The organism is Nocardiopsis codii (assembly GCF_036327455.1).
In the GTDB taxonomy this organism is placed as follows: Bacteria; Actinomycetota; Actinomycetes; order Streptosporangiales; family Streptosporangiaceae; genus Nocardiopsis; species Nocardiopsis codii.
In genome coordinates, this window is record NZ_JAUZMY010000017.1 from 65,677 (window position 1) to 89,484 (window position 23,808).

General features: G+C 73.2%; 25 protein-coding genes. 12 read left to right on the forward strand and 13 right to left on the reverse strand.

Features of this window, described 5'->3' with window-relative positions; genetic code table 11:
- Nucleotides 1-3 precede the first annotated feature (3 nt).
- Complete coding sequence (locus Q8791_RS17775) at nucleotides 4-261, forward strand: DUF397 domain-containing protein (RefSeq protein ID WP_330092843.1); 258 nt, start codon at nucleotides 4-6, stop codon at nucleotides 259-261.
- 48 nt (nucleotides 262-309) lie between these two features.
- Here the strand turns inward: Q8791_RS17775 and Q8791_RS17780 are convergent, their stop codons facing one another.
- The gene (locus Q8791_RS17780; RefSeq protein WP_330092844.1) at nucleotides 310-603 is read right to left on the reverse strand and encodes a hypothetical protein; all 294 of its coding nucleotides are present in this window, start codon (nucleotides 601-603) and stop codon (nucleotides 310-312) included.
- A 640-nt stretch (nucleotides 604-1,243) separates the two neighbouring features.
- Here Q8791_RS17780 and Q8791_RS17785 point away from each other — a divergent pair.
- The 3 genes from Q8791_RS17785 to Q8791_RS17795 all read left to right on the forward strand — a co-directional run bounded on the left by Q8791_RS17785 (nucleotide 1,244) and on the right by Q8791_RS17795 (nucleotide 3,308).
- Entirely contained in the window at nucleotides 1,244-1,897 is a 654-nt protein-coding gene (locus Q8791_RS17785; protein WP_330092845.1) for a hypothetical protein, read from the forward strand.
- Complete coding sequence (locus Q8791_RS17790) at nucleotides 1,897-2,340, forward strand: ATP-binding protein (protein WP_330092846.1); 444 nt, start codon at nucleotides 1,897-1,899, stop codon at nucleotides 2,338-2,340. Before Q8791_RS17785 ends, Q8791_RS17790 begins: the two co-directional genes overlap by 1 nt.
- A gap of 80 nt (nucleotides 2,341-2,420) precedes the next feature.
- On the forward strand, nucleotides 2,421-3,308 hold the full coding sequence (locus Q8791_RS17795; RefSeq protein WP_330092847.1) for a hypothetical protein: 888 nt from the start codon (nucleotides 2,421-2,423) through the stop codon (nucleotides 3,306-3,308).
- Nucleotides 3,309-3,404: 96 nt separating this feature from the next.
- Here the strand turns inward: Q8791_RS17795 and Q8791_RS17800 are convergent, their stop codons facing one another.
- Genes Q8791_RS17800 through Q8791_RS17810 form a run of 3 tightly spaced genes read right to left on the reverse strand, consistent with a single transcriptional unit; the run spans nucleotide 3,405 to nucleotide 5,009 of the window.
- Complete coding sequence (locus Q8791_RS17800; protein WP_330092848.1) at nucleotides 3,405-4,277, reverse strand: helix-turn-helix domain-containing protein; 873 nt, start codon at nucleotides 4,275-4,277, stop codon at nucleotides 3,405-3,407.
- Nucleotides 4,274-4,822, reverse strand: a complete 549-nt coding sequence (locus tag Q8791_RS17805) for a DUF6879 family protein (RefSeq protein ID WP_330092849.1) — start codon at nucleotides 4,820-4,822, stop codon at nucleotides 4,274-4,276. Before Q8791_RS17805 ends, Q8791_RS17800 begins: the two co-directional genes overlap by 4 nt.
- On the reverse strand, nucleotides 4,806-5,009 hold the full coding sequence (locus Q8791_RS17810) for a hypothetical protein (RefSeq protein ID WP_330092850.1): 204 nt from the start codon (nucleotides 5,007-5,009) through the stop codon (nucleotides 4,806-4,808). The genes Q8791_RS17805 and Q8791_RS17810 overlap by 17 nt, the downstream gene beginning before the upstream one ends.
- A gap of 441 nt (nucleotides 5,010-5,450) precedes the next feature.
- Here Q8791_RS17810 and Q8791_RS17815 point away from each other — a divergent pair, with 441 nt between their 5' ends.
- Both Q8791_RS17815 and Q8791_RS17820 read left to right on the forward strand, forming a co-directional pair.
- Nucleotides 5,451-6,311: a helix-turn-helix transcriptional regulator gene (locus Q8791_RS17815; RefSeq protein ID WP_330092851.1), complete on the forward strand. Its 861-nt coding sequence runs from the start codon at nucleotides 5,451-5,453 to the stop codon at nucleotides 6,309-6,311.
- Between the two features lie 156 nt (nucleotides 6,312-6,467).
- On the forward strand, nucleotides 6,468-7,238 hold the full coding sequence (locus Q8791_RS17820; protein WP_330092852.1) for a glucose 1-dehydrogenase: 771 nt from the start codon (nucleotides 6,468-6,470) through the stop codon (nucleotides 7,236-7,238).
- A 46-nt stretch (nucleotides 7,239-7,284) separates the two neighbouring features.
- Here the strand turns inward: Q8791_RS17820 and Q8791_RS17825 are convergent, their stop codons facing one another.
- The 4 genes from Q8791_RS17825 to Q8791_RS17840 form a co-directional block, all read right to left on the reverse strand.
- A complete protein-coding gene (locus tag Q8791_RS17825) occupies nucleotides 7,285-7,953 on the reverse strand; it encodes a sulfotransferase family protein (RefSeq protein ID WP_330092853.1) in 669 nt (222 codons plus the stop codon).
- 366 nt (nucleotides 7,954-8,319) lie between these two features.
- Complete coding sequence (locus Q8791_RS17830; protein ID WP_330092854.1) at nucleotides 8,320-9,027, reverse strand: hypothetical protein; 708 nt, start codon at nucleotides 9,025-9,027, stop codon at nucleotides 8,320-8,322.
- 362 nt (nucleotides 9,028-9,389) lie between these two features.
- Nucleotides 9,390-9,587, reverse strand: coding sequence for a hypothetical protein (locus Q8791_RS17835; protein WP_330092855.1), 198 nt, complete (start codon nucleotides 9,585-9,587; stop codon nucleotides 9,390-9,392).
- Between the two features lie 292 nt (nucleotides 9,588-9,879).
- On the reverse strand, nucleotides 9,880-10,650 hold the full coding sequence (locus Q8791_RS17840) for an AraC family transcriptional regulator (protein ID WP_330092856.1): 771 nt from the start codon (nucleotides 10,648-10,650) through the stop codon (nucleotides 9,880-9,882).
- A gap of 91 nt (nucleotides 10,651-10,741) precedes the next feature.
- Here Q8791_RS17840 and Q8791_RS17845 point away from each other — a divergent pair, with 91 nt between their 5' ends.
- Nucleotides 10,742-11,551 carry a sulfite exporter TauE/SafE family protein gene (locus tag Q8791_RS17845; protein ID WP_330092857.1) on the forward strand — a complete coding sequence of 270 codons (810 nt, stop codon included), beginning with the start codon at nucleotides 10,742-10,744 and terminating at the stop codon, nucleotides 11,549-11,551.
- A gap of 107 nt (nucleotides 11,552-11,658) precedes the next feature.
- Here the strand turns inward: Q8791_RS17845 and Q8791_RS17850 are convergent, their stop codons facing one another.
- The 3 genes from Q8791_RS17850 to Q8791_RS17860 all read right to left on the reverse strand — a co-directional run bounded on the left by Q8791_RS17850 (nucleotide 11,659) and on the right by Q8791_RS17860 (nucleotide 15,512).
- Nucleotides 11,659-12,093: a VOC family protein gene (locus Q8791_RS17850; protein WP_330092858.1), complete on the reverse strand. Its 435-nt coding sequence runs from the start codon at nucleotides 12,091-12,093 to the stop codon at nucleotides 11,659-11,661.
- 80 nt (nucleotides 12,094-12,173) lie between these two features.
- Complete coding sequence (locus tag Q8791_RS17855; protein WP_330092859.1) at nucleotides 12,174-12,734, reverse strand: GNAT family N-acetyltransferase; 561 nt, start codon at nucleotides 12,732-12,734, stop codon at nucleotides 12,174-12,176.
- A gap of 387 nt (nucleotides 12,735-13,121) precedes the next feature.
- On the reverse strand, nucleotides 13,122-15,512 hold the full coding sequence (locus tag Q8791_RS17860) for a trehalase-like domain-containing protein (RefSeq protein ID WP_330092860.1): 2,391 nt from the start codon (nucleotides 15,510-15,512) through the stop codon (nucleotides 13,122-13,124).
- A gap of 365 nt (nucleotides 15,513-15,877) precedes the next feature.
- On the opposite strand from Q8791_RS17860, the gene Q8791_RS17865 reads away from it, so the two are divergent.
- Nucleotides 15,878-18,097, forward strand: a complete 2,220-nt coding sequence (locus Q8791_RS17865; protein WP_330092861.1) for a hypothetical protein — start codon at nucleotides 15,878-15,880, stop codon at nucleotides 18,095-18,097.
- Nucleotides 18,098-18,195: 98 nt separating this feature from the next.
- Here the strand turns inward: Q8791_RS17865 and Q8791_RS17870 are convergent, their stop codons facing one another.
- Nucleotides 18,196-18,903: a class I SAM-dependent methyltransferase gene (locus Q8791_RS17870; protein WP_330092862.1), complete on the reverse strand. Its 708-nt coding sequence runs from the start codon at nucleotides 18,901-18,903 to the stop codon at nucleotides 18,196-18,198.
- 193 nt (nucleotides 18,904-19,096) lie between these two features.
- Between Q8791_RS17870 and Q8791_RS17875 the strand changes: the two genes are divergently transcribed.
- The 4 genes from Q8791_RS17875 to Q8791_RS17890 all read left to right on the forward strand — a co-directional run bounded on the left by Q8791_RS17875 (nucleotide 19,097) and on the right by Q8791_RS17890 (nucleotide 23,296).
- Nucleotides 19,097-19,930 carry an SDR family NAD(P)-dependent oxidoreductase gene (locus tag Q8791_RS17875; RefSeq protein ID WP_330092863.1) on the forward strand — a complete coding sequence of 278 codons (834 nt, stop codon included), beginning with the start codon at nucleotides 19,097-19,099 and terminating at the stop codon, nucleotides 19,928-19,930.
- A gap of 126 nt (nucleotides 19,931-20,056) precedes the next feature.
- Nucleotides 20,057-20,320: a phosphoribosyl-ATP diphosphatase gene (locus Q8791_RS17880; RefSeq protein ID WP_014913038.1), complete on the forward strand. Its 264-nt coding sequence runs from the start codon at nucleotides 20,057-20,059 to the stop codon at nucleotides 20,318-20,320.
- A gap of 81 nt (nucleotides 20,321-20,401) precedes the next feature.
- Complete coding sequence (gene hisG / locus Q8791_RS17885) at nucleotides 20,402-21,256, forward strand: ATP phosphoribosyltransferase (protein ID WP_330092864.1); 855 nt, start codon at nucleotides 20,402-20,404, stop codon at nucleotides 21,254-21,256.
- A gap of 264 nt (nucleotides 21,257-21,520) precedes the next feature.
- The gene (locus Q8791_RS17890; protein ID WP_330092865.1) at nucleotides 21,521-23,296 is read left to right on the forward strand and encodes a hypothetical protein; all 1,776 of its coding nucleotides are present in this window, start codon (nucleotides 21,521-21,523) and stop codon (nucleotides 23,294-23,296) included.
- A gap of 39 nt (nucleotides 23,297-23,335) precedes the next feature.
- On the opposite strand, the gene Q8791_RS17895 is transcribed toward Q8791_RS17890, so the two are convergent.
- Nucleotides 23,336-23,752, reverse strand: a complete 417-nt coding sequence (locus tag Q8791_RS17895; protein WP_330092866.1) for a DoxX family protein — start codon at nucleotides 23,750-23,752, stop codon at nucleotides 23,336-23,338.
- Between the last annotated feature and the right edge of the window lie 56 nt (nucleotides 23,753-23,808).

Below are 23,808 nucleotides of genomic sequence, written 5' to 3' on the forward strand. Positions count from 1 at the left end.
AGGATGAAAATGCAGGAGTACCACGGGCGTCTGTGGCACACGAGCAGCTACAGCGCAGCCGAGGGCCGTTGCGTGGAGGTGGCGGAGGGGGAGCGCGTCCTGGTGCGTGACACCCGGAACCGCGGTCTCGGGCACGTGGCGTACTCGGCCGACGCGTGGGCGGACTTCCTCCACGGTGTGAAGGCCGGTCCTGACCGGCGGGCGGACGCGTGGGGCCGCCACCCGGGAGGTGGCGGCCCTCGCCGCGGCCCGGACGCCTGACGGCGCGTCGGGAAGCGGCTCGTCAGCTCTCGGGCCCGCGCCCGGCGATCAGTCGCGACCGTCCTGCGCCGCGCGACGGCGGAGGACGCGCCGGGCCGCGTGGCGGCTCTTGCGGTTCTCGGCCCTGTTCGCGTCGCCCATCTCCCGCTTGGCGGCGCGCCCGTTGGGGCCCACGCAGCAGGTCTGGCCGACCCCGGGCTCCCACCGGCAGCGCGTGCCGGTGTCCTCGCGCGCGGGGCCCGGCGGCAGGTCGCAGACACCATGTCGGTGATCGTGGACGGGCCGGGGGTTGTGCTCGGCGCACCGTACCCAGATCGGCTTCGTCTTGTCCGTACGGGACATGACTTCCTCACCCGAACCGCCGCCCGTGCTCCCGGGCTCTCCGGGCGGGCGGCTAGGTTGGCTGCGTCATCGCGGCGTTCTCCCTGCTGTGTCTGCGGCTCTCGATCCCGTCGTGCACGGCCCTCTCGGTGGAACACCGGCCGGTGCGCCCCGGGGGCGGCGGAAGGCCCGCCCGTGCCGACGGCCCTCCAGGCTAGGTCCTCACGCCGACGGCGGACAAGGCCCGGGCCCGGTGCTGGTCGTGCCGTCGCGCCCCGGTGTCCGGCTCCGTGCCCGAGGGCTCTGCTCCGGCCCGGCCCGCTGGGCGGGCGAGTGCCGTGGCGCCGCCGGGAAGTGGGGGCTTCTGCCGGATAGCGGCCATGCGTGATCCGGATTGCTCATCAAAGCTATTAATTCGGGCGAAAGAGTGCTAATCCGTGCTTGCCCGAAAAGGGTGTGCATCGTGCGCCTGGTCTGTGGAAATGCGGCGCTCGGAAAACTCGAATACATTACCCTCCGGTAATGCACTCCCCCACTCCACCCATCCCCTAATATGTGTTCTGTTCACACAACTCAATCCACATGATGACCCCGCAACGGTTAGAGCCGCTCGGGGTCGTGGCCAGCAACTTCCACCCTTTTAACCAAAGGAATTGCCAGCATGCGCCAGTATAGCGCCGCCCTCCTCAGCCTTGCCCTGGGCTCACTGAAGGCCCTTTTCCTCGCACCCCGTGGTCGCCACGCCCGCCGACGCCACCGCTCGACCCGGGTGCGACGCTACGCCCCGCTTCCCCAGGCCAGGACGCACGCTCTCGCGTCCTCCACCTCCGCGCCCGTCCCCGCGCTCGTCCGCGTCCCGGCGCCCCGCCTGGCCCCCGCCCCCGACCGGCTTTCCGCCGACGACCTCGCCCTGGTCAGGCCCTACTACACCGCGCACGAGCGTGAACTCGACCGAGAGCGTGCACACGAACTCGACCGCATCCAGGCCGAGGCCACCGCCCGCATGTGCGGCTGGGCCCACCGCGACGTCCCGCCCTCCGGCGACCTCCTCGCACCCGCGTGGGTCCCGGATCCCACCCGGGGCGCGTCACCTCCGCCGGCCGTGCCGTCACCACCGGCCGTGGCCCCCGCCCCGCGCGCTCCGCACCCCGCCTGTGAGGACGCCGACGACTGGCGCACCTTCACCCGCCTCACCCGCGTATGGCTCGACCAGCAGGAACACCGCCGCAGGCAGGCACAGTTCCAGGCCCGGCCCCAGGTCCAGGGGCAGATGCGGGGTCAGACCCGGGAGCAGGGTGCGGGGGTGGCGGCGTGATGGCCCTGACCCCCTCGATGCTCTCCCGCTCCTACCGGGGCGGCCTGGCGGACCTGTCCGCAGGCCGCCGCGACCTGGCCCACGACCTCCACCGGCTCGCACCCGGCCTGGGCCCCGACCTGTCCGACACCCTGCGCCTGTGCCTGCACGAACTCCACGCCAACGCCTGCAAGTACGGCCACCCCGACCGGCCCGTCCTGCGCCACCTCACTCGGGGCCGGGACGGGGCACTCACCCTGACCCTGCACAACCGGCACATCCCCGGCCCCGGCACCGGGGTCCCCCGCGTCCCGGTCGAACGCACCGCCACCGAATGGGACCAGGCCGAAGGCCAGCGCGGACTCCTGCTCATCACCCGACTGGCCACCACCTGGGGCCACTACACCTGGCCCGCCCACTCCGGACTGGGCACCCTCGTCTGGGCCACCTTCACCACACACTGACCCACCCGCACCACCGGCCGTGGGGCCCCCTCCCCACGGCCTTCCACCCCTCCCCGCTCCACCGATGGCGAAGGAGTCCCATGCCGAGCCGAGCACACGAGATCCCCTTGCGGATCATCCAGAACCGACCCGAGATGGTCCCGGCCCTCCTGCGGGAGTCCCTGGGGATCGACGTGCCCCACCACACGGAGGCGATCTCCACCAGTTCGGTTCTGACCAACTGCGACCCCAAGGAGCTCAACAGCGACGGGGCCACCCTGCTCCGTGACGGCACCCGGCACGTCCTCGCCGTGGTGGTGGAGCGCCAGCACGGGCGCGACCCCGGCAAACGGGCGAGCTGGCCCGCCTACCTGGCCACCCTCAACCTCCGTCTCAGGTGCCCGGCCATGCTCGTGGTCCTGTGCCCCGACGAGGCCATGGTGCGCTGGTGCGCCACACCGATCGACGTCGGACACCCCGGGTTCGTGCTGACCCCGTTGGTCATCGGCCCCGGCAGCACCCCGTTGGTCACCGACCCCGCGCGGGCCCGCGAACTCCCCGAGCTGGCCGTGCTGTCCGCCTACGCGCACGGCAACACCCACCCGGCAACCCTGAAAGCCGTGGTGGAGGCGTTGGACTCCACGGCTCCCGAACACCGCACGTTCTACTATGACTACGTACTGGCCGGTCTCAACGAGGCCGCCCGTAAGGACCTGGAGGGCTTGATGTCCGTGGACACCTACGAATGGCAGAGCGACTTCGCTCGCAAGTACGTCGGCCTCGGTCGTGAGGAGGGCCGCGAGGAAGGCCGCGAGGAGGGCCGGGCGCAGGAGGCGGCCCGCAGCGTTCTCCTCTTCCTCGACGCGCGGCGCCTCACCGTCTCCGACGAGGTCCGGGAACGGATCGAGTCCTGCACCGACCTGGACGTCCTGGAGACCTGGGTCCGCCGCTGCGCGACCGTCGACAGCCCCGAACAGCTCTTCGACTGACCACCCGGCCACGGACCGGCCGACCCTCCGAACCCACACGGCGGCCGCGGGCCCGACCCCGCGGCCACCGCCCGCTCCCTCACCACGCGGACAACCTTATCGCCCGGAGAGGGCTCGGTACTCTCCCGCGATGCGTTCCAGGTGAACGACGGCCTCCGCACCGAAGCAGGCGAGCTTCTCCAGTTCGGTGAACAGTTCGGTGTAGGTCGCGATGTCGGCGGCGCCGGTCAGTGTCGCGGTGGCGGTCTCGGTCGCCACCACGACGGCATCCTCGTCATAGATGTCGAAGGCATGGCCAGGAAAGACATGCACCGGAGTGGTCCAGGGGATGATGCCGACGGTCGTGCTTCCCACCCGGGTCGCGATCGCGGCGATCTGTTCGATCTGATCCACCATGGTCGAAGGAGAGCCCACATGCCAGCGCAGGGCTCCCTCGTGCATGATCAGCCTGTAGCCGGTCGTTCCGTCCCGGAGGGCTCTGTGCCTCTCCTGCCTGGCCTCGACCGACGCTTCGGCCTCTTCCGTCGAGACCTTGTCCCGCGGGTCGTCGAAGATGCGTCGCGTGTACTCACGGGTCTGGAGCGCCCCGAGGACAAGAGCGGGCTCGAACGAGCGCACCAACGACGCATCAGCCTCTATCCGGGTCACCCGACGCTGGAACTCCGAGACACCACGCGCCATGATCACCCGGCTGGACGCCTCCTGCCGCAGACCCTCGGCCAGAGAAACCAGCTCGGTCCGTCGGCCACCCGCGATCCCGTAGACCCTGCACAGCGCAGCCACGTCATCGACCGACGGTAGAAGAAGCCCTCGCTCGATCTTGGAGATCTTGGACTGCGACATCCCCGCGTCCTGACCGGCACGAACCCCGCTGACGGCGGCGTCGGCACGGGCGTCGCGCAGGGCGCGGGCGAGCCGGTCGCGGCCTTCGGCGCCGCGACCGGCGGGGGTGTTCTGCGGAGCCGTCATACAGTCCGGTTGGCTCTCCATTCCTCGGGATGGCGTGCCCACCACGGAGCGAACGGCTCAGCGGAGGCCAGCGCGGCGTCCCTCGCCTTCTGGTACAGCTCAAGGCTATCGACGAGTTCGCCGCCGATGAACTCGCCCTTCGGGCTGTAGTGCATGCGCAGGGGGTACTTGTCGTCGAGTAGCCAGAAGTCGTGGTCCACCACCTCGGCTGGAAGCTTCCGCTCCGCCAGGTCCAGGACGTGGATCTCCTCGCCCGCCTCGCCGTTGAGCGCGTACCCCCACTCGCAGGAGTAGCGGAGGTAGTCGCTGAGCGGGGTCCGCAGCACCCGGACCCGGTACTCGCGGACACCGGCCTCCTTCGCCGCCCTCAGCGTCTCCAGCCACGGGTTCTTGCGCTCCCAGTCCGGTTCTGGCTCGCCGGCCACGAAGCGCTGGAAGTCACCTCCGTCGGAAGCGACGTCGTAGTGGTCCAGCGTTTCCAGGCGGAATGCCGACTCCGTCAGGTGGGTGTCGAAGAACCCCTCCAATTCAGCTTCCGTGAACACGGGCGGCCTCCCTGAGCAGGGACAGGGGGATCTCCACGGCGTTCTCCCCCTCGGGGAGGGTGATCCCGGCGAGGTCCTCGGCTGCGAGCGTGTAGCCCTGCACGACGATCGTTCCGCGGTCGCTGGCGTAGACGGTGGGGCAGGTCCTCCGGTTGGTGCATTCGCCGGCGAGGGGGGTCAGCTCCATGGGCTTCCTCCAGGGGATCGAAGTGGATTCCAGTATGGATGGAATACTTCGCTCTGTCACCCCCCGAGTTCGAAGAGTCGATGAACGACCGTGCTGGCCGCCAACTGGGGTGTGGACAAGGAACAGGTGCGCCCTGATGCCCTCGGCTTCTCCGGGAGCCTCCTGCGAATGGGCTTGGCGGTACCAGGGGAGGGGCCGATGAGCTCCTCCCCGATGGAGATGCCCCGGAACAGCACCGTCCCGTCCCGCTGCGGTACCGGGTCGCGGGGCTGATCGGTGCGGCCGGTGCGCTGGTCCTGTTCCGCCTTCCGATTAGCGTGGCCCCGCGCGCGGACTCCTCTGCAACCGGTACACACCAAGCGTCGCCTCGCGGGGCGAGGCCGGAACGGCTCTGTGGTCCGCACGCCCGGACGGACGGGAACCGCCCGGTTACCATGACGCATGGCCAGCGAAACTCCCGCCGCGGCACGGACCCGCCGTGACCAGCTCCGCGACTTCCTGCGCACCCGCAGGGCCAGACTCACCCCCGACGACGTGGGCATGGCCACCGGCGGCCGACGCCGGACACCCGGCCTGAGACGCGAGGAGGTCGCCGTCCTCGCCGGGGTCGGCGTCTCCTGGTACACCTGGCTCGAACAGGGACGCGACATCAACGTCTCCGTCGAGGTGCTCGACGCGATCAGCGGGGCCCTGCGCCTCAACGGCCCCGAGCGCATCCACCTGTACACGCTCGCCGGGGTCAACCCGCCCCGGGACGGCGGACCCAGGGCCACCTCCGTGACCCCCGAACTGCGCAACCTGATCGAGGCGTGGATGCCGCGCCCCGCGATGCTGCGGGACCGGTACTGGAACCTGCTCGTCCTCAACGACGCGGCGCGTGCCGTGTTCGGCTACGGCGAGACCGACCACAACTGCCTCGTCACCTTCTTCACCAACGCCCGGTACCGCGCCATGCACGTCCACTGGGCGTCGGTCGCGCCGGACGTCGTCGCCGCCTTCCGCGCCGACGCGGCCCGATTCCCCGACGACCCCGAGTTCGGCCGGATCGTGGACGACCTCAGCACCGTCAGCGCCGACTTCGCCGACCTGTGGGCACGCCACGACGTCGGCGACCACGTCCAGACGGTCAAGGCGGTCCTGCACCCCGAGGCCGGAGACCTCGTCTTCGACAAGACGACCCTGACGGTGGCCGACCGCCCGGACTGGACCCTGGAGCTGCACAATCCGCGTCCCGGCACCGGGACCGGCGAGCGGCTCGCCCAGCTGACCCTGACCCCGGCCCCGGCCACGACGTCGGCCTGACCCCCGACCCCTGGTCCCTCCTCACCGGACCCTGCCCCCTGACCGGCCGTCCGGCCGCCCCCGCCCGGCCGCCCCGCCCGCCGCCGATCCTGGTGGTGCCACACCCCGTATAAACGGGCCCTGTTCGCCCCGGGGTCCCGCTGGGACGCTCGGACCATGACGAACCACAGTGCACGATTCGACGGCAAGACGGCGCTCATCACCGGCGGCACGAGCGGCATGGGCCTGGCCGCGGCCCGCAGGTTCCTGGACGAGGGCGCGCGGGTGGTCATCACCGGCCGGGACCAGGTCCGACTCGACGCCGCGGTCAAGGAACTCGACGGCGGGGACCGCGTACTCGCGGTGCGCGGCGACGCGGCGGACCCCGCCGACCTCGACGCGCTGGCCGCCGGTGTCGAGGACCGGTTCGGACGGCTGGACGTGGTCTTCGCCAACGCGGGCGTCGCGTCCTTCCAGCCGATCGGAGACGTCACAGAGGCCGAGTTCGACCGGCTCACGGACATCAACTTCAAGGGCGTGTTCTTCACCGTCCAGAAGACCCTCCCCCTGCTGGTCGACCACGGGGCGATCGTCATCAACGCGTCGTGGACGCTGCACCGGGGCATGTCCGGCGCCACCCTCTACTCGGCCACCAAGGCCGCGGTGCACAACCTCTCGCACACCCTCGCCGCCGAGCTGGGTCCCAGGGGCATCCGGGTCAACTCCGTGAGCCCCGGCTACATCGAGACCCCGATGTTCCACGCCGCCATCCCCGAGGAGGACCACGAGGACGTCGTGGCCGCCGTGGCCGCGGGGCGCTTCGGCACCTCCGAGGACGTCGCGGGAGCGGTGGCCTTCCTCGCCTCCGACGAGGCCGCCTACGTCAACGGCCAGGACCTGATCATCGACGGCGGCCTCGTCGCCGCCATCGCCGACCAGATCGTGTAGTCGCGGACCGGCCACGGGGCGGCCCGCCGGAGGGCCGCCCCGCCGCTCAGACGGCGGTGGTGCCCCCGATCCGGGACTCCTGCCGTTTGAGCATCGCCTCGGTGTCGTTGAGATGCGGGAACGGCCCGTCCGGGACATCCGTGCCGAGGAACGCGCACAGGCGCTCCCACCCCTCGCCGGTCCGGTACACGAGCAGCCGCTCGCCCGGGACCTCGGCCCGCACCTGCTCCGTGTGGCGCTCGAAGGCGGCGACGGCGACCTCCTCCGAGGGCACCGACCCGAGGGGCGCGCCGAAGGACGCACGCCACATGCGGTCCAGCAGCGGCATGATCCGCTGGAACTCCACGGAGACCCGCGCGTCCTCGTCCTCGGCGCAGGCCTTGCGCGTCACCTCGAAGATGGTCGCGAGCATGCTCGCGTACCAGCGGTGCGGGTCGCGGACGGTGAGGACGATCTTCGCGTCGGGGTGGGCCTGCGCCAGCTCGCGCCAGAAGAACGACAGCGGCCAGTCCACCCCGGAGCGCCACCCCTCCAGCAGGTGCGCCCAGTCGATGTCCCCGGCGTCCGCCGACGCGGTACCGCCCCAGCGCCGGGCCAGGTCGGGTGAGGCCAGCACGTCGAACATGTGGTGGCAGGGCCCGAGGCCGAGCTGTTCCAGCGCCGCCTTCATCGATGTCGTCCCGGTGCGCGGGAAGCCCGCCCCGATCACGTGCATCCTTGTCCTCCTCGGTCGTTGCGCGGCACCGCCGACCGGCCTCGGCGACCGGACCGGGACGCCCCGGGCCACGGGCTCCCGTCACGCACGGTTCGGCACGGTGGGCCGTGGTCTCCGTGAAGGAGGCGCGTCCGTGCGAGTACGCGGAGGGAAACGGCCGGACACACCGGTCCGGCAGGGAGTCGTACAGCACTGTAGACCACCCGGCGTGTTCGCCTGACGCCTTTGGGTGATGTATCGCCTTCTGTCGGACACCGGCCGGCGGGTTCCCGCCCTTCGCCGGCGGTCCCGGGAGTGCGCCGGGTCCGGCGGGCGCCCGCACGCCACCCCGGTGTCCCGTGTCGGTTCCGGGAGGGCGGCCGACCGTCAGTACTGGGGCCAGAAGGCGGGCTGTGCCTTGAAGGACGCGTCGACCCTGATCGAGTACGCCAGCGAACCCAGGAGCCGCCGGGCACGCGAGAGCGGGTGGTCCGGGAAGTGGGGGTCCCACGCCGGGTCGTCGGCGTGGTTGCGCGGGCGCCCGCCCGTGATGCCGTAGGCGTAGGGGTGCTGTGCCCAGGCCGCCATCGCCTCGTCCGGGGCGGCGGCCCCGCCCCTGTACTGCTGGAGGAACTGCGGCAGCACGGACGCCTCACGCATACCCGTGGGCTGCCCCTCCAGGCACTGGACCTTCACGACGACACTCGAATTCGACCTCGGGATCGTGTACGTCCCGAGGTAGGCCAGGCCGCGCTCCTGGTGCGGGTTGTCGCCCTTGACCATCTGCCGGATGACGGGCATCCCGTCCAGACCGATCACGTCGAGGTCCACGAGGCCCATGCCGGCCTGCGCCGTGTTGGCGCTCGTTCGGGCGCGCAGGCCCGCCAGGTCCTGCAGGGCCGCCGGCAGGTTCGGCGCGATGTCGTAGTAGTCGAGGACGATCGCGTCACCTGCGGCGTCGACCCACACGTTCTCCTGGACCTGCTGGAAGGGGCGCGCGTCGAACCAGACCGGTGTTCCGGCCAGCCCGGCCGGGGGAGGGGGCCCCTGCTGGTAACCGTGTTGGTATTGGGAATAAGGGGACCATTGGTGCATGGCCGCACCTTATATCCGACCTCGGTGGGCCGTGCGCCATCCGGTGGGCGGTGATCGCCGGGCCTGCGCTCGGAGATCTCCGGGGCGTCCCGCACGGGGCCGCCGCTCGCGCCGGACGGCCTGATCCGAGCTCCGCCCCGGCCCTTCCCGCAGTCCAACGGTCCGCGGACCGTAAGCGCCACCCTGCCCCCGTTCCCCGACCGGTCCGGCCGGGAACCGGGGGCACGGTGCCGTGGCCCGGGCGGCCCCCGCCCCAGGAGGGGCCGCCCTGCCGGACCGGCCTCCGAACGTCCTCCCACCCGAATGACCACGGGTCAGGTGGTCCACCCGGGCGCCCCGTCCGTCGGCGGCGGTCCCGTCGGTCAGGCCTTGAGCGCGTGGAGGGTCCGCGTCCGGCCGGTGGGGGTGGTGCGGGCGGCGTTGCCGGGGCCGGGGGCGTGCCCGTAGGTGGAGGTGTCGCGGTGCGGTACGGCGGCGGACACCGACGCGGACACCGTGCAGGCGAGCGGGGAGGCGTCGGCCACCGCGACCACGTGCCGCGGACCGGAGAGGGGGGACATGCGATTCCTTCCGCGAAGAACAGAACCACGGACGCCACGCGGATCACGCACCGTGGCCGCCTACGGTGTTTCCGGTCCGGTCGCCCCGGAACCCTCGGGCCTTCGCATTTCCGGACCTGGCCGGCCAGGTTCTTTTCCGGTAGACGGGACCGCCCCCGCCGGTCCCTGAACACGCGGCGCACCCGGCACTCCCCGCACGCAGGACGCAGGACGCAGGACGCAGGACGCAGGACGCAGGACGTCCGCGCACCCCCGCGACCCCGGCCCCGTCGGGGGACGCGACCCGGGACGGTCACCCGGACGCGGAGCGGAAGTCCCGGGGAGGCGCCCCGAGAACGCGCGAGAACATCGTCGCGAACGCCGCCGGGCTCGCGTACCCCAGGTCCGAGGCGACCCGCGCCACCGGTTCGCCCCGGGCCAGGAGCGGCAGGGCGTGCAGCACGCACGCGCGCTGCCGCCACCGTGCGAACCCCATCCCCGTCTCGGCCAGGAACATCCGGTGCAGGGTGCGCTCGCTGACGTGCAGCCGCTCCGCCCAGCGGGCGGGCGGCTCGTGGACCCCCGGCGCCGCCGCGAACCCCTCGCAGAGCGCCCTCAGCCCCGCGTGCCCGGGGAGCGGCAGGTCCAGCGGGAGCGGCACGAGCCCCCGGATCTCGTGCAGCAGCAGCGCCACGAGAGCCCCGTCGCGGCCGTGCGGGTCGTACCTCGGCGGCATGTCCACAGCCGCCAGGAGCAGGGCCCGCAGCAGCGGCGAGACGTCGACGACCTGGCACCTGCGGGGGAACCACGGAACGGCCTCCGGCTCCGCGTACAGGCTCCGGGTGCTCACGCCCGTCATGGTCACCCGGTGCTCGGTCCCCGCCGGGATGAGGACCGCGCGGTGGGGCGGGACCGTCCAGGAGCCGTCCGCCGTCTCGACCCGCATCACCCCGGTCGCCCCGTACAGGAACTGCACCCGGCGGTGCCGGTGCGCCTCCAGCACGTGGCCGGTCGGATAGTCGGTGCCCAGGGCCAGGACGGGACGGTCGATCCCGTCCACCTCGTCCACGTGGGTGTTCCGCACGCGGCGGAGTCTACCCGCGCTGTCCGATCCGCGAAGGAACCCGTCGTTCCGTCGAATGCCGGACAGCGACTCTCCCCCTAGCGTGGAGCGGGTGATCGACCACGTCCTCCCCCTCCTCGCGTTCGGCGTCCTGACCGGCCTGACGACCGTGCTGTTCGGTTTCGGCGGCGGCTTCGTGACGGTGCCGGTCGTCTACGCGTTCGCCCAGGCCCAGAACGGCGCGGCCGGCGACCCCATGCACGTCGCCGTCGCCACCTCGACCGCGGTCATGGTCGTGAACTCGCTCGGCGCGACCGTCGCCCAGTACCGGGCGGGGCGCCTGAAACGCGAGTACGTGTGGCCGCTGGCGCTGTACGTGGGCCTCGGGGCGCTCGTCGGCGCGGTCGGAGCCCTCGCCGTCGGCGACACCGTCCAGCGGATCCTGTTCGCCGCCTACCTCGCCGCCACGATCGTGGACAGCGTGGTCCGCAAGGGCTTCCTCACCCGGGCGGCCGGTGCGGAGCCGCGCGGTCTGGGCCCCGTCACCGTCACCGCCGGAGGGGTCGGGATCGGTGCGGCGGCGAGCTGCCTGGGCGTGGGCGGCAGCGTGCTGACCGTCCCGCTCCTGCGCCGCCGGGGCCTGCCCATGGCGAACGCCACCGCGATGGCCAACCCGCTCAGCCTTCCGGTCGCCGTCGTCGGCACCGCCGTGTACGCCCTGGCGGGCGGGGCGGACGCGACGGGGGACCGGGCCGGGCAGATCGGCTACGTGGACGCTGTCGCCGCCGCCACGCTCCTCGCCGGGTCGCTGCCGACCATCGCCCTCGCCCGGCGGATCGTCGGCCGCATCCCCGACCGCGTCCACGCGGTCGCCTACGTCGTGCTCCTGGGCGCGGCGCTGCTCGCCGTACTCCTCGTCTGACCCGATCCGACCCGGCCCGCTCCGGAACCGCCCCGCCTCGACCCGCTCCGCCCCGGACCCCGACGCGCACCCCGTTCCGGGGCCGGGTCTCCCGGGCGGGGAACCCCTCAGGCGGGGACGCCGACCAGGCAGAACTCGTTGCCCTCGGGGTCGGCCATCACGACGTGGTGGCCGTCCGCCTCCTCCAGGACGCGCGCACCCGCGTCCACCAGGCGCCGCGCCTCCGCGAGGGTCCCCGCCCACCGCGCCTCGGGTCCGCCGGGCACGGGAACCCTGATGTCCATGTGGAGGCGGTTCTTCGCGGTCTTCGGCTCGGGGACCCTGAGGATCGACAACCGGGGACCCATCCCCTCCGGATCGCAGAGCCACTCCCCGTCGTCCTCGGACTCCTCCTCCGTCAGGTCGAACTGCGCCAGCCACTCCCCGCGGGTCGCGAAGGGCGCGGGCGGTGGCTCGTCGACGTACCCGAGCGCGGTCTTCCAGAAGTCGGCGAGGAGCCGCGCGTCGGAGCAGTCGAGTGTGAGGTGGATCGCGGCCGTCATGGCCGGGACCCTACCGGGGGCCGGTGACAGTCGCCGTGCCCGCGGCCCGGACCGTGCCGGCGCCCCGGGCGCGGCCTCCGTCAGGAGGTCGGCTCGGCCGCCGGCCAGTCCGGGGCGAGCACGGACCACACCTCGATGTCGTGCCGCTCGCCCCTGTACGGGTAGCTCTCCCGGAGCACGCCCTCCCTCGTCATCCCGAGCCGTCGGGCCACGGCGATGCTGGCCGCGTTCCCCGCCGCGACGTGCCACTCCACGCGGTGGATACCGCGCTCCTCGACGGCCCAGTCGATGAGCACGCGGCACGCGCGGGTCACCAGCCCCCGGCCGGCCGCCGACGGCTCCAGCCAGCAGCCCGCCTCGGCCACGCCGAGCCCGACGTCCATCGTCCGGAAGATCACGCCGCCGACCAGGGTGTCGTCCGACCAGATGCCGTGGATGCGCCCGGTGTCGGACGCGGTCCTGTGCGCGTACCCCTGAAGGAACCTCCGGCTCGACTCCAGGTCCGTGACGGCGTCCGCCAGGCCGACGAAGCGGCCGACGAACTCCCGGCCCCGGTCCATGTGCTCCAGGAACTCCCTGGCCCGCCACGGTTCCAGCGGGCGTAGCTCCGCACCCTCGTCGTCCAGGGCAATCGCGTACATTCTCGTCCTCCAGGTGCAGGTCCGCGCGCGGAACGGGCGCGCGGAGCCGGGGATGCTGTGCCGGTGCGGGCGGAGCCCCTGGGACCGTCGGGCCCAGGGGGTGGGGTCGGGGCCGCGCCGAGGAGGATCGCGGCCGGTTCGCGCGGCCGCGAGGACATCGGCCGGAGGCCGGTGTCCGTCTCCACCGGCTCCGGGCGCCGATCGTGAGCGGCGCGGACACGGCGGCGCCCGGCTCGGGCCCGCCGTTCGGGCCTGTGCCGTACGCGGTGGGAGGCCCGGAGCCCCGGCCGCGTCCCCGGTACCGACACGAACCCCGCCACAGCCGGAACATAGCGGAGGGGTCCGACGACCGGCCGCCGGACCCCTTCCTTCCTCACGTGTTCGCGCCTACAGGCGGTCGAGCAGCTGCGCGCAGCGGATCAGGCCCAGGTGCGAGTACGCCTGCGGGTGGTTCCCGAGAGCCCGCTCGGTGACCGGGTCGAACTCCTCCGGGATCAGCCCGGTCGGTCCGGCGCAGTCCACCAGGTGCTTGAACAGCTCCTCGGCCTCCGCGCGGCGCCCGGTCAGCAGGTACGCCTCGATGAGCCACGTCGTGCACAGGTGGAAGCCGCCCTCGCCGCCCGGCAGGCCGTCCTCACGGTGGTACCGGTACACGGTCGGGCCGCTGCGCAGCTCCGCCTCCACGGCCGTCACGGTCGCCTGGAAGCGCTCGTCGGCCGGGTCGATCAGCCCCGAGAGGCCGATGTGCAGCGACGCCGCGTCCAGGTCGGTGCCGTCGTAGGCGGTCGTGAAGGCCTGCGCCTCGTCGTTCCAGCCCTTGTCCAGGACCTCGGCCGCGATCTCGTCGCGGAGCCCGCGCCAGGACGGGTCCGCCTCGCGGCCGTACGTCTGCGCGAGGGTGACGGCGCGGTCCAGGGTCACCCAGCACATCACCTTGGAGTACACGCGCTGACGGGGCTCGTCGCGCTCCTCCCAGATGCCGTGGTCCGGCTCGAACCAGCGCCGGGCCACCGCCTCGGCCATCGCCCGCACCAGGTTCCAGTCCCGGTCCGCGAGGGTGCCGCGCACCGACGACAGGCGGGAGATGAGCTCCACGACGGGACCGAACACGTCCAGCTGCACCTGCCGGTCCGCGAGGTTGCCGATCCGCACCGGGCGCGAACCCGCGTAGCCGGACAGCGACTCGATGACCTCCTCCGGCCCCAGCGCGGTGCCGCGCAGCGAGTACAGCGGGGCGAGCAGTTCGGGGCTCGGCAGAGAGTCCACGACCCCGTGCACCCAGTCCAGGAAGCCCTCCGCCTCGGCGGTCGACCCCAGGGTCACCAGCGCCTGCACGGTCAGCGCGCCGTCGCGCAGCCAGCAGTACCGGTAGTCCCAGTTGCGGACGCCGCCGATCTCCTCCGGCAGCGACGTGGTCGCCGCGGCCATCACACCGCCGGACGGCGTGCACAGGCCGCGCAGGGTCAGGGCCGAACGCGCCGACAGCTGCCGGGCGGTCTCGGGAAGGGTGAGGCCGTCGAGCCAGGCCGACCAGTGCTCGCCGGACGTGCGCTGGCGCTCGGACTCGGGCAGCGTGGCCGGGACGAGGGAGTCGGTGCCGCAGCGCAGCTCCAGGACCACCGGCTGCTCCGAGCGGGGGTGCACGACCGCGCGGGCCACGTCACCGGCGCCGTCGTGGTCGATCTCCCACTCAACCCCGGGCGAGTACAGCACCATCGGGAAGTCGGCGCCCTCCACGAGGAGGCCGTTCTCCTGGACGGTCAGGCTCACGGGCGCCCGGCCGAAGTCGGGGCGGGGCGCGAACTCCACCGTCGCCGGGGTGACGCCGCTGATCACCCTGACCAGGTCGGTGCGGCCCTGCGGGGTGCCGTGCGCGAGGTAGTCGGTGACGTCCATCCGCGACCAGCGGGTCCGCACGGTCATGGTGCCGGGCAGGTAGCGCTGGCCGAGCGGGCGCCCGCCGTGGGCGGGCGCGATGGCGAACACCCCCGCGGACCGGCCGCCCAGCACCTCCGCGAACAGGGCGTTCGAGTCGGGCTCGGGGTGACAGAACCACAGCAGGCGCGCGTCCGGGCCGACCAGGGCGACGGAGCCCTGGTTGGACAGCATCGACATGCGCTCGATCGGCGTGGGCCGTTCGCCGAACACCCAGGACCGGCGTTCGGTCGTGAGCGCGGACAGCAGGTTCGCGGCGGCCGGGGTGTCGGCCACCCGGTGGGAGGCCACCGTGGGCTCGGCGCCGACCCGCACACCCGCGTCGGCGCCGGTCAGCTGCACGAAGACGGGCTCCTCGCCCTCGCCGCCGCCGATGTAGAGGGTCGCGGTCGCCTCGACCTGCTCGCGGAGCAGTGCCAGGGCTGCGGCCTTGTCGGCGGGAGGGGCGTCGGGGCCGGTCTCGACGCTGTCGGGCTCGATGGTGAGGTCGGTGTCGAACTCGGTCCCGTAGGCGCCCACCAGGCGGATCTCGGCGGGCAGACGGGACAGGGCGGCCAGGTCGCGCAGGGGGCGGGCGGAGATGACCGCGCACACCGTGCCGGGCAGGTCGGCCAGGTCGCGCAGTGCGCGAACGGCCTCGGGAACGGGGCGGCGCCTGGCGGCGCCGGCGTCGTCGGCGGGGTCGAACGGGGCCAGCGCGCCGTCGTAGTCGCAGGCGACCAGGAGACGTGAGGTTCTGGCCAGAGCCGAGACGCGTTGCCGGACGTCCACGGACAGGCCTTCGGGGACGGTGCCCTCCTCCGGCGTCTCCGGGGTCGTCCCGACCTCCTGGGTGAGCGTCACGCTGCCTCCTCCATTGGTCCACGATGACCTGGGGAAATGGGTGAAATGTAGGACTCCGCGAGCATGCTTCCGGTTCACACGGGACTGGTGTGATGAAGGTAGATCCGGGGCTTGTGGCACGGAATGAGCTTCAGGGGACTTTAGATAGATCTCAGGAAGATTTAGCCTGTATGCGGGCAAACTGGTCGCACCAGTCGCAAAGATCCGCCCCTCGGGAAGTCAACGCGAGACTACCTGCGCACTGCGGGTCCCTGCACATCACATTTCAGTGGGGCAGGTCACAAATGTGTCACTCTGTCGTGCGGAGCCCCGGGCGATTCTGCCGGGCGAACCCCCGATCACCCGCAGACACGGAGGAACCCGCCATGGGCGACCCCCTCACCTGGACCGCCGACGTGCACGAGGTGCCGTGGGACACGTTGGAGGACCTCGACGGACCCGCGTCCGAGATCCCCGGTCTTCTGATCCAGGCGTTCGAACCCTCCCCGCAGGAGGCCGTCGACGCCATCGAGGAGATCGCCGACTGCGTCGACACCACGGTGCGGATGTGGGTCGTCGTCTCCGAACCCGACGTGCTCACCTCGTCGGTCCCGGCGCTGCTGCCGTTCCTGGTCCGGCTCGCCTCCGACCGGGACCGTCCGGCCGAGGCGCGCGAGGCGGCCATGAACCTGGTGGTCGACCTGACCGGCCTCGCACACAGGGTCCGGCCGGAGAACCTGGACACCGCGTGGCCGGGGGCGTGGTCCGACCAGCGGCCCCGGATCGAGGCCCTGCTCCTCGATCCGCTTCCGTCGATCGTCCTCCACGCGGTCGACGCGCTGGCTCGGGAGGCGCACGCCGTGCCCCGCCTGTTCCGGGTGCTGCACGGACGCTGGGAGGCCGCGGGAGACGGTGCGGAGGGTGCGCACGAGGGGCAGAACGGGCAGGGGGCGCTCGCGGGAGCCGAGGGGCCCCGGGGGCGCGACGAGGCGCGTGCGGGGGCCTCGGGGACGGGGGACGGCCGGCGGACCCGCCTCCGGCTGCTGACGCGCGCCGTCGAGCTGTTGGGGGCCCGCCCCGACGGGATCCCGCCGGACGTCCTGTCGTGGCTCCTCGACCGTCGGGAGCACGGGGACCTGGACGAGCGCATGGTGGTGGCGTTCGCGTCACCGGCCCTCGTCCCGGCGGACCCCCTCCCCCTGGTTCTGGAGGGGATCGTCGGGGACGCCGCGCGCCCCGTGACCGGGAGGCCGCTGTGGTCGGAGATCGCGTACCCCGCCCTGAGCAGCGGGACCCTGCTGGTCAGGTACGGGCTCCTCTTCGTCGCACGGGCCCTCGCGGAGGACCGGCCCGCCCGCGAGCGGATCGTGGAGGCCCTGATCGACCATCCCCGGGCCGCCGTCCGCCTCGGCGCCGTCCGGCTCGCGCACGACCTCGTCGCCGAGTACCGCTCGGGCGGGGAGCGGTGGGCCGGGCCCGTGGGAGCGCTGCTGGACGATCCCGACTCCGAGGTCCGCGCGTGGAGCCTTCGCCTTCTGACCATGGCCGGGGGCGCTGCCCGGCCGTCGGCCGACCGGCTGGCGGAGCTCGCCCGCCCGGCGACGGGCCCCGACGGGGCGGCGGACGACAGCGCGGGGGACGGGGAAGACCCGGAGGAGGCGGGGACGGCACGGGCCGGCGCCGGGACCGGGCAGATCGGAACGGAGGCCGCGTTCTCCCTGCTCACGCTCGCCCTCATGGGGGACGCCCGTGCCGTCCCGCTGCTGACGGCGCGCGCCGACCGGCCGGGGTTCGGGTTCGACCCGGGGCGCGAGACCGGCCGCGACCTCGGGCTCCCCGACATCCTCGAACACCTCGCCGGGCACGCCGACGTCCTGGTGCCGCACCTCCGGGAGCGCCTGCGCGGCGAAGGCGGCGACACCGACGCCGTCCTCCGCTCCCTGGTGCGGTGGGGGCCGGCCGCCGCGCCCCTGGCCGACGACGTCGCCGCACTCCTGGACACCGGACGGCACGCGGAGAGGGCCCTGGGCGCGCTCGCCGCGATCGGTCCGGCCGCCGCCGGGCACGCCGCCCGGGTCCGCTCCCTGGGCGGTGACGCGCCCGGAGCGGGCGTCGCGCGGGCCTACCTCGGGATCACGGGTGACGCGGGGGCCGCACTCGACCTGCTCCCCGACCGCCCGGCCATGGGGCACGAAGGCCTCCAGGAACTCCTCGACGGGATCGGCCCCCCGGCGGTCCGCCACGCCCCCGCCCTGCGCGAGCACCTGGAGTCCCACCTGGAGCAGGGCCACCTGCGGGAGACCCGCGCGCTGAGCGCCCTGTGGAGCATCACCGGGGACACCGCGTTCGTGCTCCGGGTGCTGCTCTCCCCGGCACAGCGCGTCCTGACCACGTGGGCGGCCACCCGTGTCGGTCCCCCCGCGGTGCGGCTTCTCGGCCGGATCGGGCCGGACGCGGCCGAGGCCCTGCCACTGCTGTACGCACTGCGGGACTCCGAGCGCAGCGCCTGGCCGGGATGGACCGGCATGGGATGGAAGGAGGCGCTGAGGGACCGGCGGCTCGTCGTGGACGTCCGCGACGCCGTCCGGAGGATCGAGGGCGGGTGAACACGGAGGCGCCACGGCCGGGGGCGGGGGGTGGGGGGGGTACACGTCGGGCCCGCCACACGTGCGGCGGGCCCGGTCGTCGGTGCGGACGGGGGGGGTCAGGCTGTCGTCTCAGGCTTGCGCAGGTGGTGCACCCACGCCGGGGGGACGTTCGCGAACACCTTGTCGGAGCGGATGCCGTACTGGTCGATCCAGTCCTGGACCAGCCAGCTCGTGCGTGCCTGGCGGAGGTAGTCCTCGCGCCGGGCGATGACCGCCTTGACCTCCTTGGTGTAGAGGTAGCCGTAGAAGGAGAGGGTGCCACCCGGTTCGAGGACCTCGAAGTAGTAGTCGAGGATCTCCCGGACGGCGTCCGCGGTGAAGTTGGCGAAGGGCAGCCCCGACACGATCACGTCGTACCGGCGGTCGGGCCCCATGTCGTTCACGAGCTTGGCGTGCACCGTCGCCGAGTCGGCGATCGGCGACATCACCGGGTCGCTCTTCAGCAGCTCCTCGACGTGGGCGGCGAACTCCGGGTTGGCCTCGACCAGGTCCACGGTGTCACCGGGGATCATCGCGGCCGCGATCCCCCGGCTGATCGCACCGGTTCCGGCGCCCGCCTCCAGGATGCGCACGGGTTTGTCGGGGACGGGGCGGCTGCGGACGTACTCGGCCATCGCGTGCGCCAGCGCGGGACTGCTGGGAAGGATGGAACCGGTCGCGTGGAACGTCCGTAGCGCTTGGCTGAAGAACAGCCTGGTGTCACGCAGGCGCTCCTCCAGCCTGAGAGAGGAAAGGGGTCCGGCAGGGCTCTGGATCTCGGACATACCCGAACGCTAACGCCTCAGGCCTCCCAGGGGGAGTCGACGCGACCGCCTTCCGGCGGAATACCAGGTCAGTGAAGGGTGTGGAGAACCACACGGGAGGATCGGGAACCCGAACGCCGCCTCCGCCGTACCCGCACGCGCGACCGGGACCCGGGCCCGACCACCGGCCGTGCGGTCGCCCTACCCTGGGGACATGAGCGAACCGGCGAACACCCCCGAGCCCCCCGCCCACGCCCCGACCGCCCTGGTCACGGGAGCCTCCACCGGGATCGGTGAGGAGTACGCCCGCAGGCTCGCCGAACGCGGTTTCTCCCTCGTCCTGGTGGCCCGGCGCGGGGACGTCCTCGACACGCTCGCCGAGGAGATCTCCACCCGCTACGGGGTGCGCGTCCAGCCGCTCGCCGCCGACCTCGGCACGGAGGAGGGCCTCTCCCGCGCCGTCGGACGGCTCCAGGCCGACGGCAGCGGAACCGAGGCCCCCATCGACCTGCTGGTCAACAACGCCGGACGCGGCGAGGGAGGGACCTTCACCGAGCAGGACCCCTCCGAGATCGACGCCATGATCGACCTCAACGTGCGCGCCGTCCTCCACCTGGCCCGTGCCGTCCTGCCCGTGCAGATCGCCCGCCGCAAGGCCGGTGAGGTCTCGGCCAAGCTCGGCGTCATCAGCGTCTCCTCCGTCGCGGGCGAGATCGTCGCGAACCCAGGCGGCTCCGTCTACGGCGCGGGCAAGAAGTTCGTCACCCTGTGGAGCGAGAGCGTCGCCGCCGAGGTCGCCGAGCACGACGTGCACGTCACCGTCGTCCTGCCGGGCTTCGTCCGCACCAACATGACCCTGGGCGTCCAGGAGAGCGGGCTCCCCGCCTTCGCGTTCGTCCCCAAGGACCTGGTCGTGCGCGAGTCGCTCATCGCCTGGTCGGCGGGCCGTCCGAGCGTGGTCCCCGGCGGGCCGTACAAGGTCGCCACCGGACTCCTCCGATTCCTGCCCAAACCGCTCGTGCGCGCCACCGCCCGCCGCGTCTGGTGAGGGGAGCGCGGCGGGCCGTGTGGTGGAAACCGCCGCCCACATGCTGAGACATCCTCGGCCCGGTGCGGCACCGGGCCGTCGGACCGCCTACCCTGGTACCGCATCTGTCGGTCGAGGAAAGACACCATGAAGACCTTCGAAGAGCTGTTCGCCGAGCTGTCAGAGAAGGCACGCTCCCGCCCCGAGGGGTCCGGGACCGTCGCCCAGCTCGACGCCGGCGTCCACGCCATCGGCAAGAAGGTCGTCGAGGAGGCCGCAGAGGTCTGGATGGCCGCCGAGTACGAATCGGACGAGCAGGCCGCCGAAGAGATCTCCCAGCTCCTCTACCACCTCCAGGTTCTGATGCTGGCCCGTGGCCTGCGGCTCGAGGACGTCTACAAGCATCTGTAGGCCGGTCCTCGCGCCCGCCGCGGCGCGTACCGGCCCGGACGTCTCCGCACCCGTACGCACAGCCAACAGAAAGCCATGAACATGCCCGACATGTTGAGAATCGCCGTGCCCAACAAGGGCCAGCTCTCCGAGCCCGCCGTGGAGATGCTGCGCGAGGCCGGGTACCGGCAGCGCAAGAGCAGCCGCGACCTGGTCATGGTCGACCCGGAGAACGACACCGAGTTCTTCTTCCTCCGCCCCAAGGACATCGCCGTCTACGTCGGCGAGGGCATCCTCCAGGCCGGGATCACCGGCCGCGACATGCTGCACGACTCCGGCGCCCCCGTGGACGAGGTCCTGGCGCTGGGCTTCGGCGGCTCCACGTTCCGGTTCGCCGCGCCCAACGGCGCGGGCATGACCCTGGAAGACCTCAACGGCAAGCGCATCGCGACGTCCTTCGACGAACTGCTGCGCACCCACCTCGCGGCGAAGGGCATCGACGCCCGCGTCATCCACCTCGACGGCGCGGTCGAGAGCTCCGTCCAGCTGGGCGTCGCCGACGCCGTCGCGGACGTGGTCTCCACCGGGACCACCCTGCGCCAGGCGGGCATGGAGACCTTCGGGGACCCGATCCTGGAGTCCGAGGCCGTCGTCATCCGGCCGACCGGCGCCGGGGACGACCCCAAGATCGAGACGCTGCTCCGCCGCCTGCGGGGCGTCCTGGTCGCCCGCGACTACGTGATGATGGACTACGACGTGCACGCCGAACGCCTGGAGAAGGCTGCCGCGCTCACCCCGGGCATGGAGGGGCCGACGGTCTCCCCGCTCCACAGGGAGGGCTGGGTCGCCGTCCGGTCGATGGTGCCGCGCAAGGCCGCCCAGCAGATCATGGACGACCTGTGGACGCTCGGTGCCCGCGCCATCCTGGTCACGGACATCTACGCCTGCCGCCTCTGACGCCTCCCACGGCCCAGACGTGACACGGGCCCCGCGACGACCGTCGCGGGGCTCTGTCGTGTCCCCGCCTGCCCGCCCGTGTCCGTCCGCGTCCGCGCCCGCCGGGCGGCGGGTAGCTCCGCGGGCGCGCGGCCCGCGGCGGCAGGGGCCGGTGCTGAGCCTGGGGCGGGAGCCGGCGCCGCTGAGCGGTCGGTCGGTCCCGTCCGGCCGCCCCGGTGGAGGCCGCTTGGTCCGCTTGACGGTGGTCTGTGTCAGGATGCCCGAATGATCGAAGACTTCCGCGGCGCCATCGGCGCCGTGGCCGACGCCGCCGAGAACCAGCCGTCCCAGTTGCGCGCCGCCGTCAGCGCGGTCTTCCGACTGGCCGACCGGGTCCCCGCCGACACCCGGATCGACGGCCTCGCCGCGCTCACCGAGACCCTGCGCGCCCACCGGTGGTCGGCGGGCGTCGCCGCCGACCTCGCCCTGCTCTGCGGGGCCCTGGTGGAGAGCGGTGTGCCCGCGGGGCCCGCCGGGGTGGAGGTCATGAGCCAGCTCGCCGAGTACGGCAAGCTGGCCGGGGTCTTCCTGCACGTGTGGCAGAAGTCCGGGGACGACGCGCCGCCGCACCCCAGCGAGGTCAGCGAGGCGTCCGAGGAGCGCGTCACGCCCGAACTCGAACAGCTGGCGCCCCTCGCCACCACCGGCTGGTGGGTCTCGCACCGCTACGGTCTGGCCGCCAAGACGATGCTGACCGACTCCGGTGTGCGCGCGGCCCTGCGCGAGGACCCCCGGACGCTCGGGGAGCTCATCGTCATCGCCTCGCAGCTGCGTCCGTACATCGAGGAGTACGGCGAGATCGCCGAACTGCTGCACATGGCGGAGGCCGACCGCCTGGTGGTCCTGCACCGGCACTCCGCCCGCGTCTTCCGGGTCCGGTTCGACGGGGTCTCGGACAACTTCCAGCTGCACACCCTGCTGGAGGACGCGCTGATCGGCGACGAGGGGCGCGCCGTCCCCGGCCGGCGCCCGCTGCCGGAGTGGGTGGCCTCCGCCACCGACCTCCAGGACGACCCGCGCACGTCGATCGTGGAGGGCCAGTGGGACCTGGTCGGCGTCGACGGCACCTGGGTCGACCGCGAGGCGGGCCCCGGCGCCGTCCCCGTCGTGGACGGGGAGCGTGCGGTGGTGCTGGAGCCGATCTCCCTCCCGCACAGCTGGCGGACCGGCCGCCGCCATCCGCACCTCACCGGTTGGCTGCGGGTCGAGGAGGAGCTGTCCCCGGAGGAGGGGGCGGTGTGGTGGTCCCGGGCCCACGCGTCCGGCAGCGTCGTGCACCCGATGCTCCCCGCTCCGCCGCCCCCGCCCGCGCCGGCCCCGGGAGCGCCGCCGCTCCCCGCGGAGCCGTGGGGCGTGCCGCAGGCGTACCAGCACGACTTCGTGCCGCCGCCGGTCCAGGACCACGGGGCGCCCGGCCACGCTGCCCAGGGACCGGCCCCCGACGCCGGGAGCCCCGCCCCGGAGCCCTGGGGTGCGCCGTCCGCGCACGGCGGGGCGCCGGCCCCGGTCGACGACGTCCCGGCGCACGGGACCCGGGGCGGGACGGGCGGGCACCGAGCCGGAACCCCCGCCCCGTACGACGAGTGGGAGGCCCCGGCCACCGAGCGCACCGCCCCGGCCCCGTCCGACCCGTGGGACGCCCCGGCTCCGCCCGGTGGGTGGGGGGCTCCGGCCACCGAGAGCACGGTTTCCGCGCCGCCGGAGCCCTGGGGAGAGCCCCAGGACTTCCGCGAGGCCCTCGCGTGGGAGGACCCGGCGGCCGTCCCGCCGCCTCCGCCCGCGTCCTGGGAGGAGCCCCAGGACTTCCGCGAGGCCCCCGCGTGGGAGAACCCGGCGGCCGTCCCGCCGCCTCCGCCCGCGTCCTGGGAGGAGCCCGTGGTCCGGAGCGCGCGGTCCGCCACTGCGCCCGGCGGGTCCCGGCCCCTCGGCGCCGTCCACATGGACCCCCTGCCCGAGGGCGTCTCGGACAGTTCCGGCTGGGGCCCCTCCTGGAAGGACTGATCCAGGGGACTCAGGAGGGGCCGCCGCGCCGGTGGGCCGTCAGTCCCCCGCGGCGTCGGCCGGGCGGGACTGGAGCGCCGCCCAGATCAGCGGGGCCTGGAGCGGCACCCGGCCCCAGGCGACCAGTTTGCTGTCGGCGGGGCCGGGCAGTCTGCCCGAACCCGAGTCGAGGGCCATCCGCACGTTGGCCGGCCACACGGCGAGCAGCAGCGCGGCGCTGGCGGGACCGGCCCACCGCCTGCGCGTGAGCAGGCCGACACCGCAGGCCAGTTCGGCGACGCCGCTGCCGTACACCCACGCGCGCGGCTCGGGCAGGCTGCGGGGCATGATCGCCTGGAAGGGCTTGGGCGCCGCGAAGTGCAGCACGCCCGACGCCACGAACAGGCCGCCGAGCGCGTACGGAGCGGCGCGGCGCGCCTTGGACAGCAGGCCGCCGGTCTTCTTCGAGGGGGTCATGGGCTCTCCTCCTGGGCTGGTGGTCCGCGCCGATCACCCCAACCTACTCGCTGGTA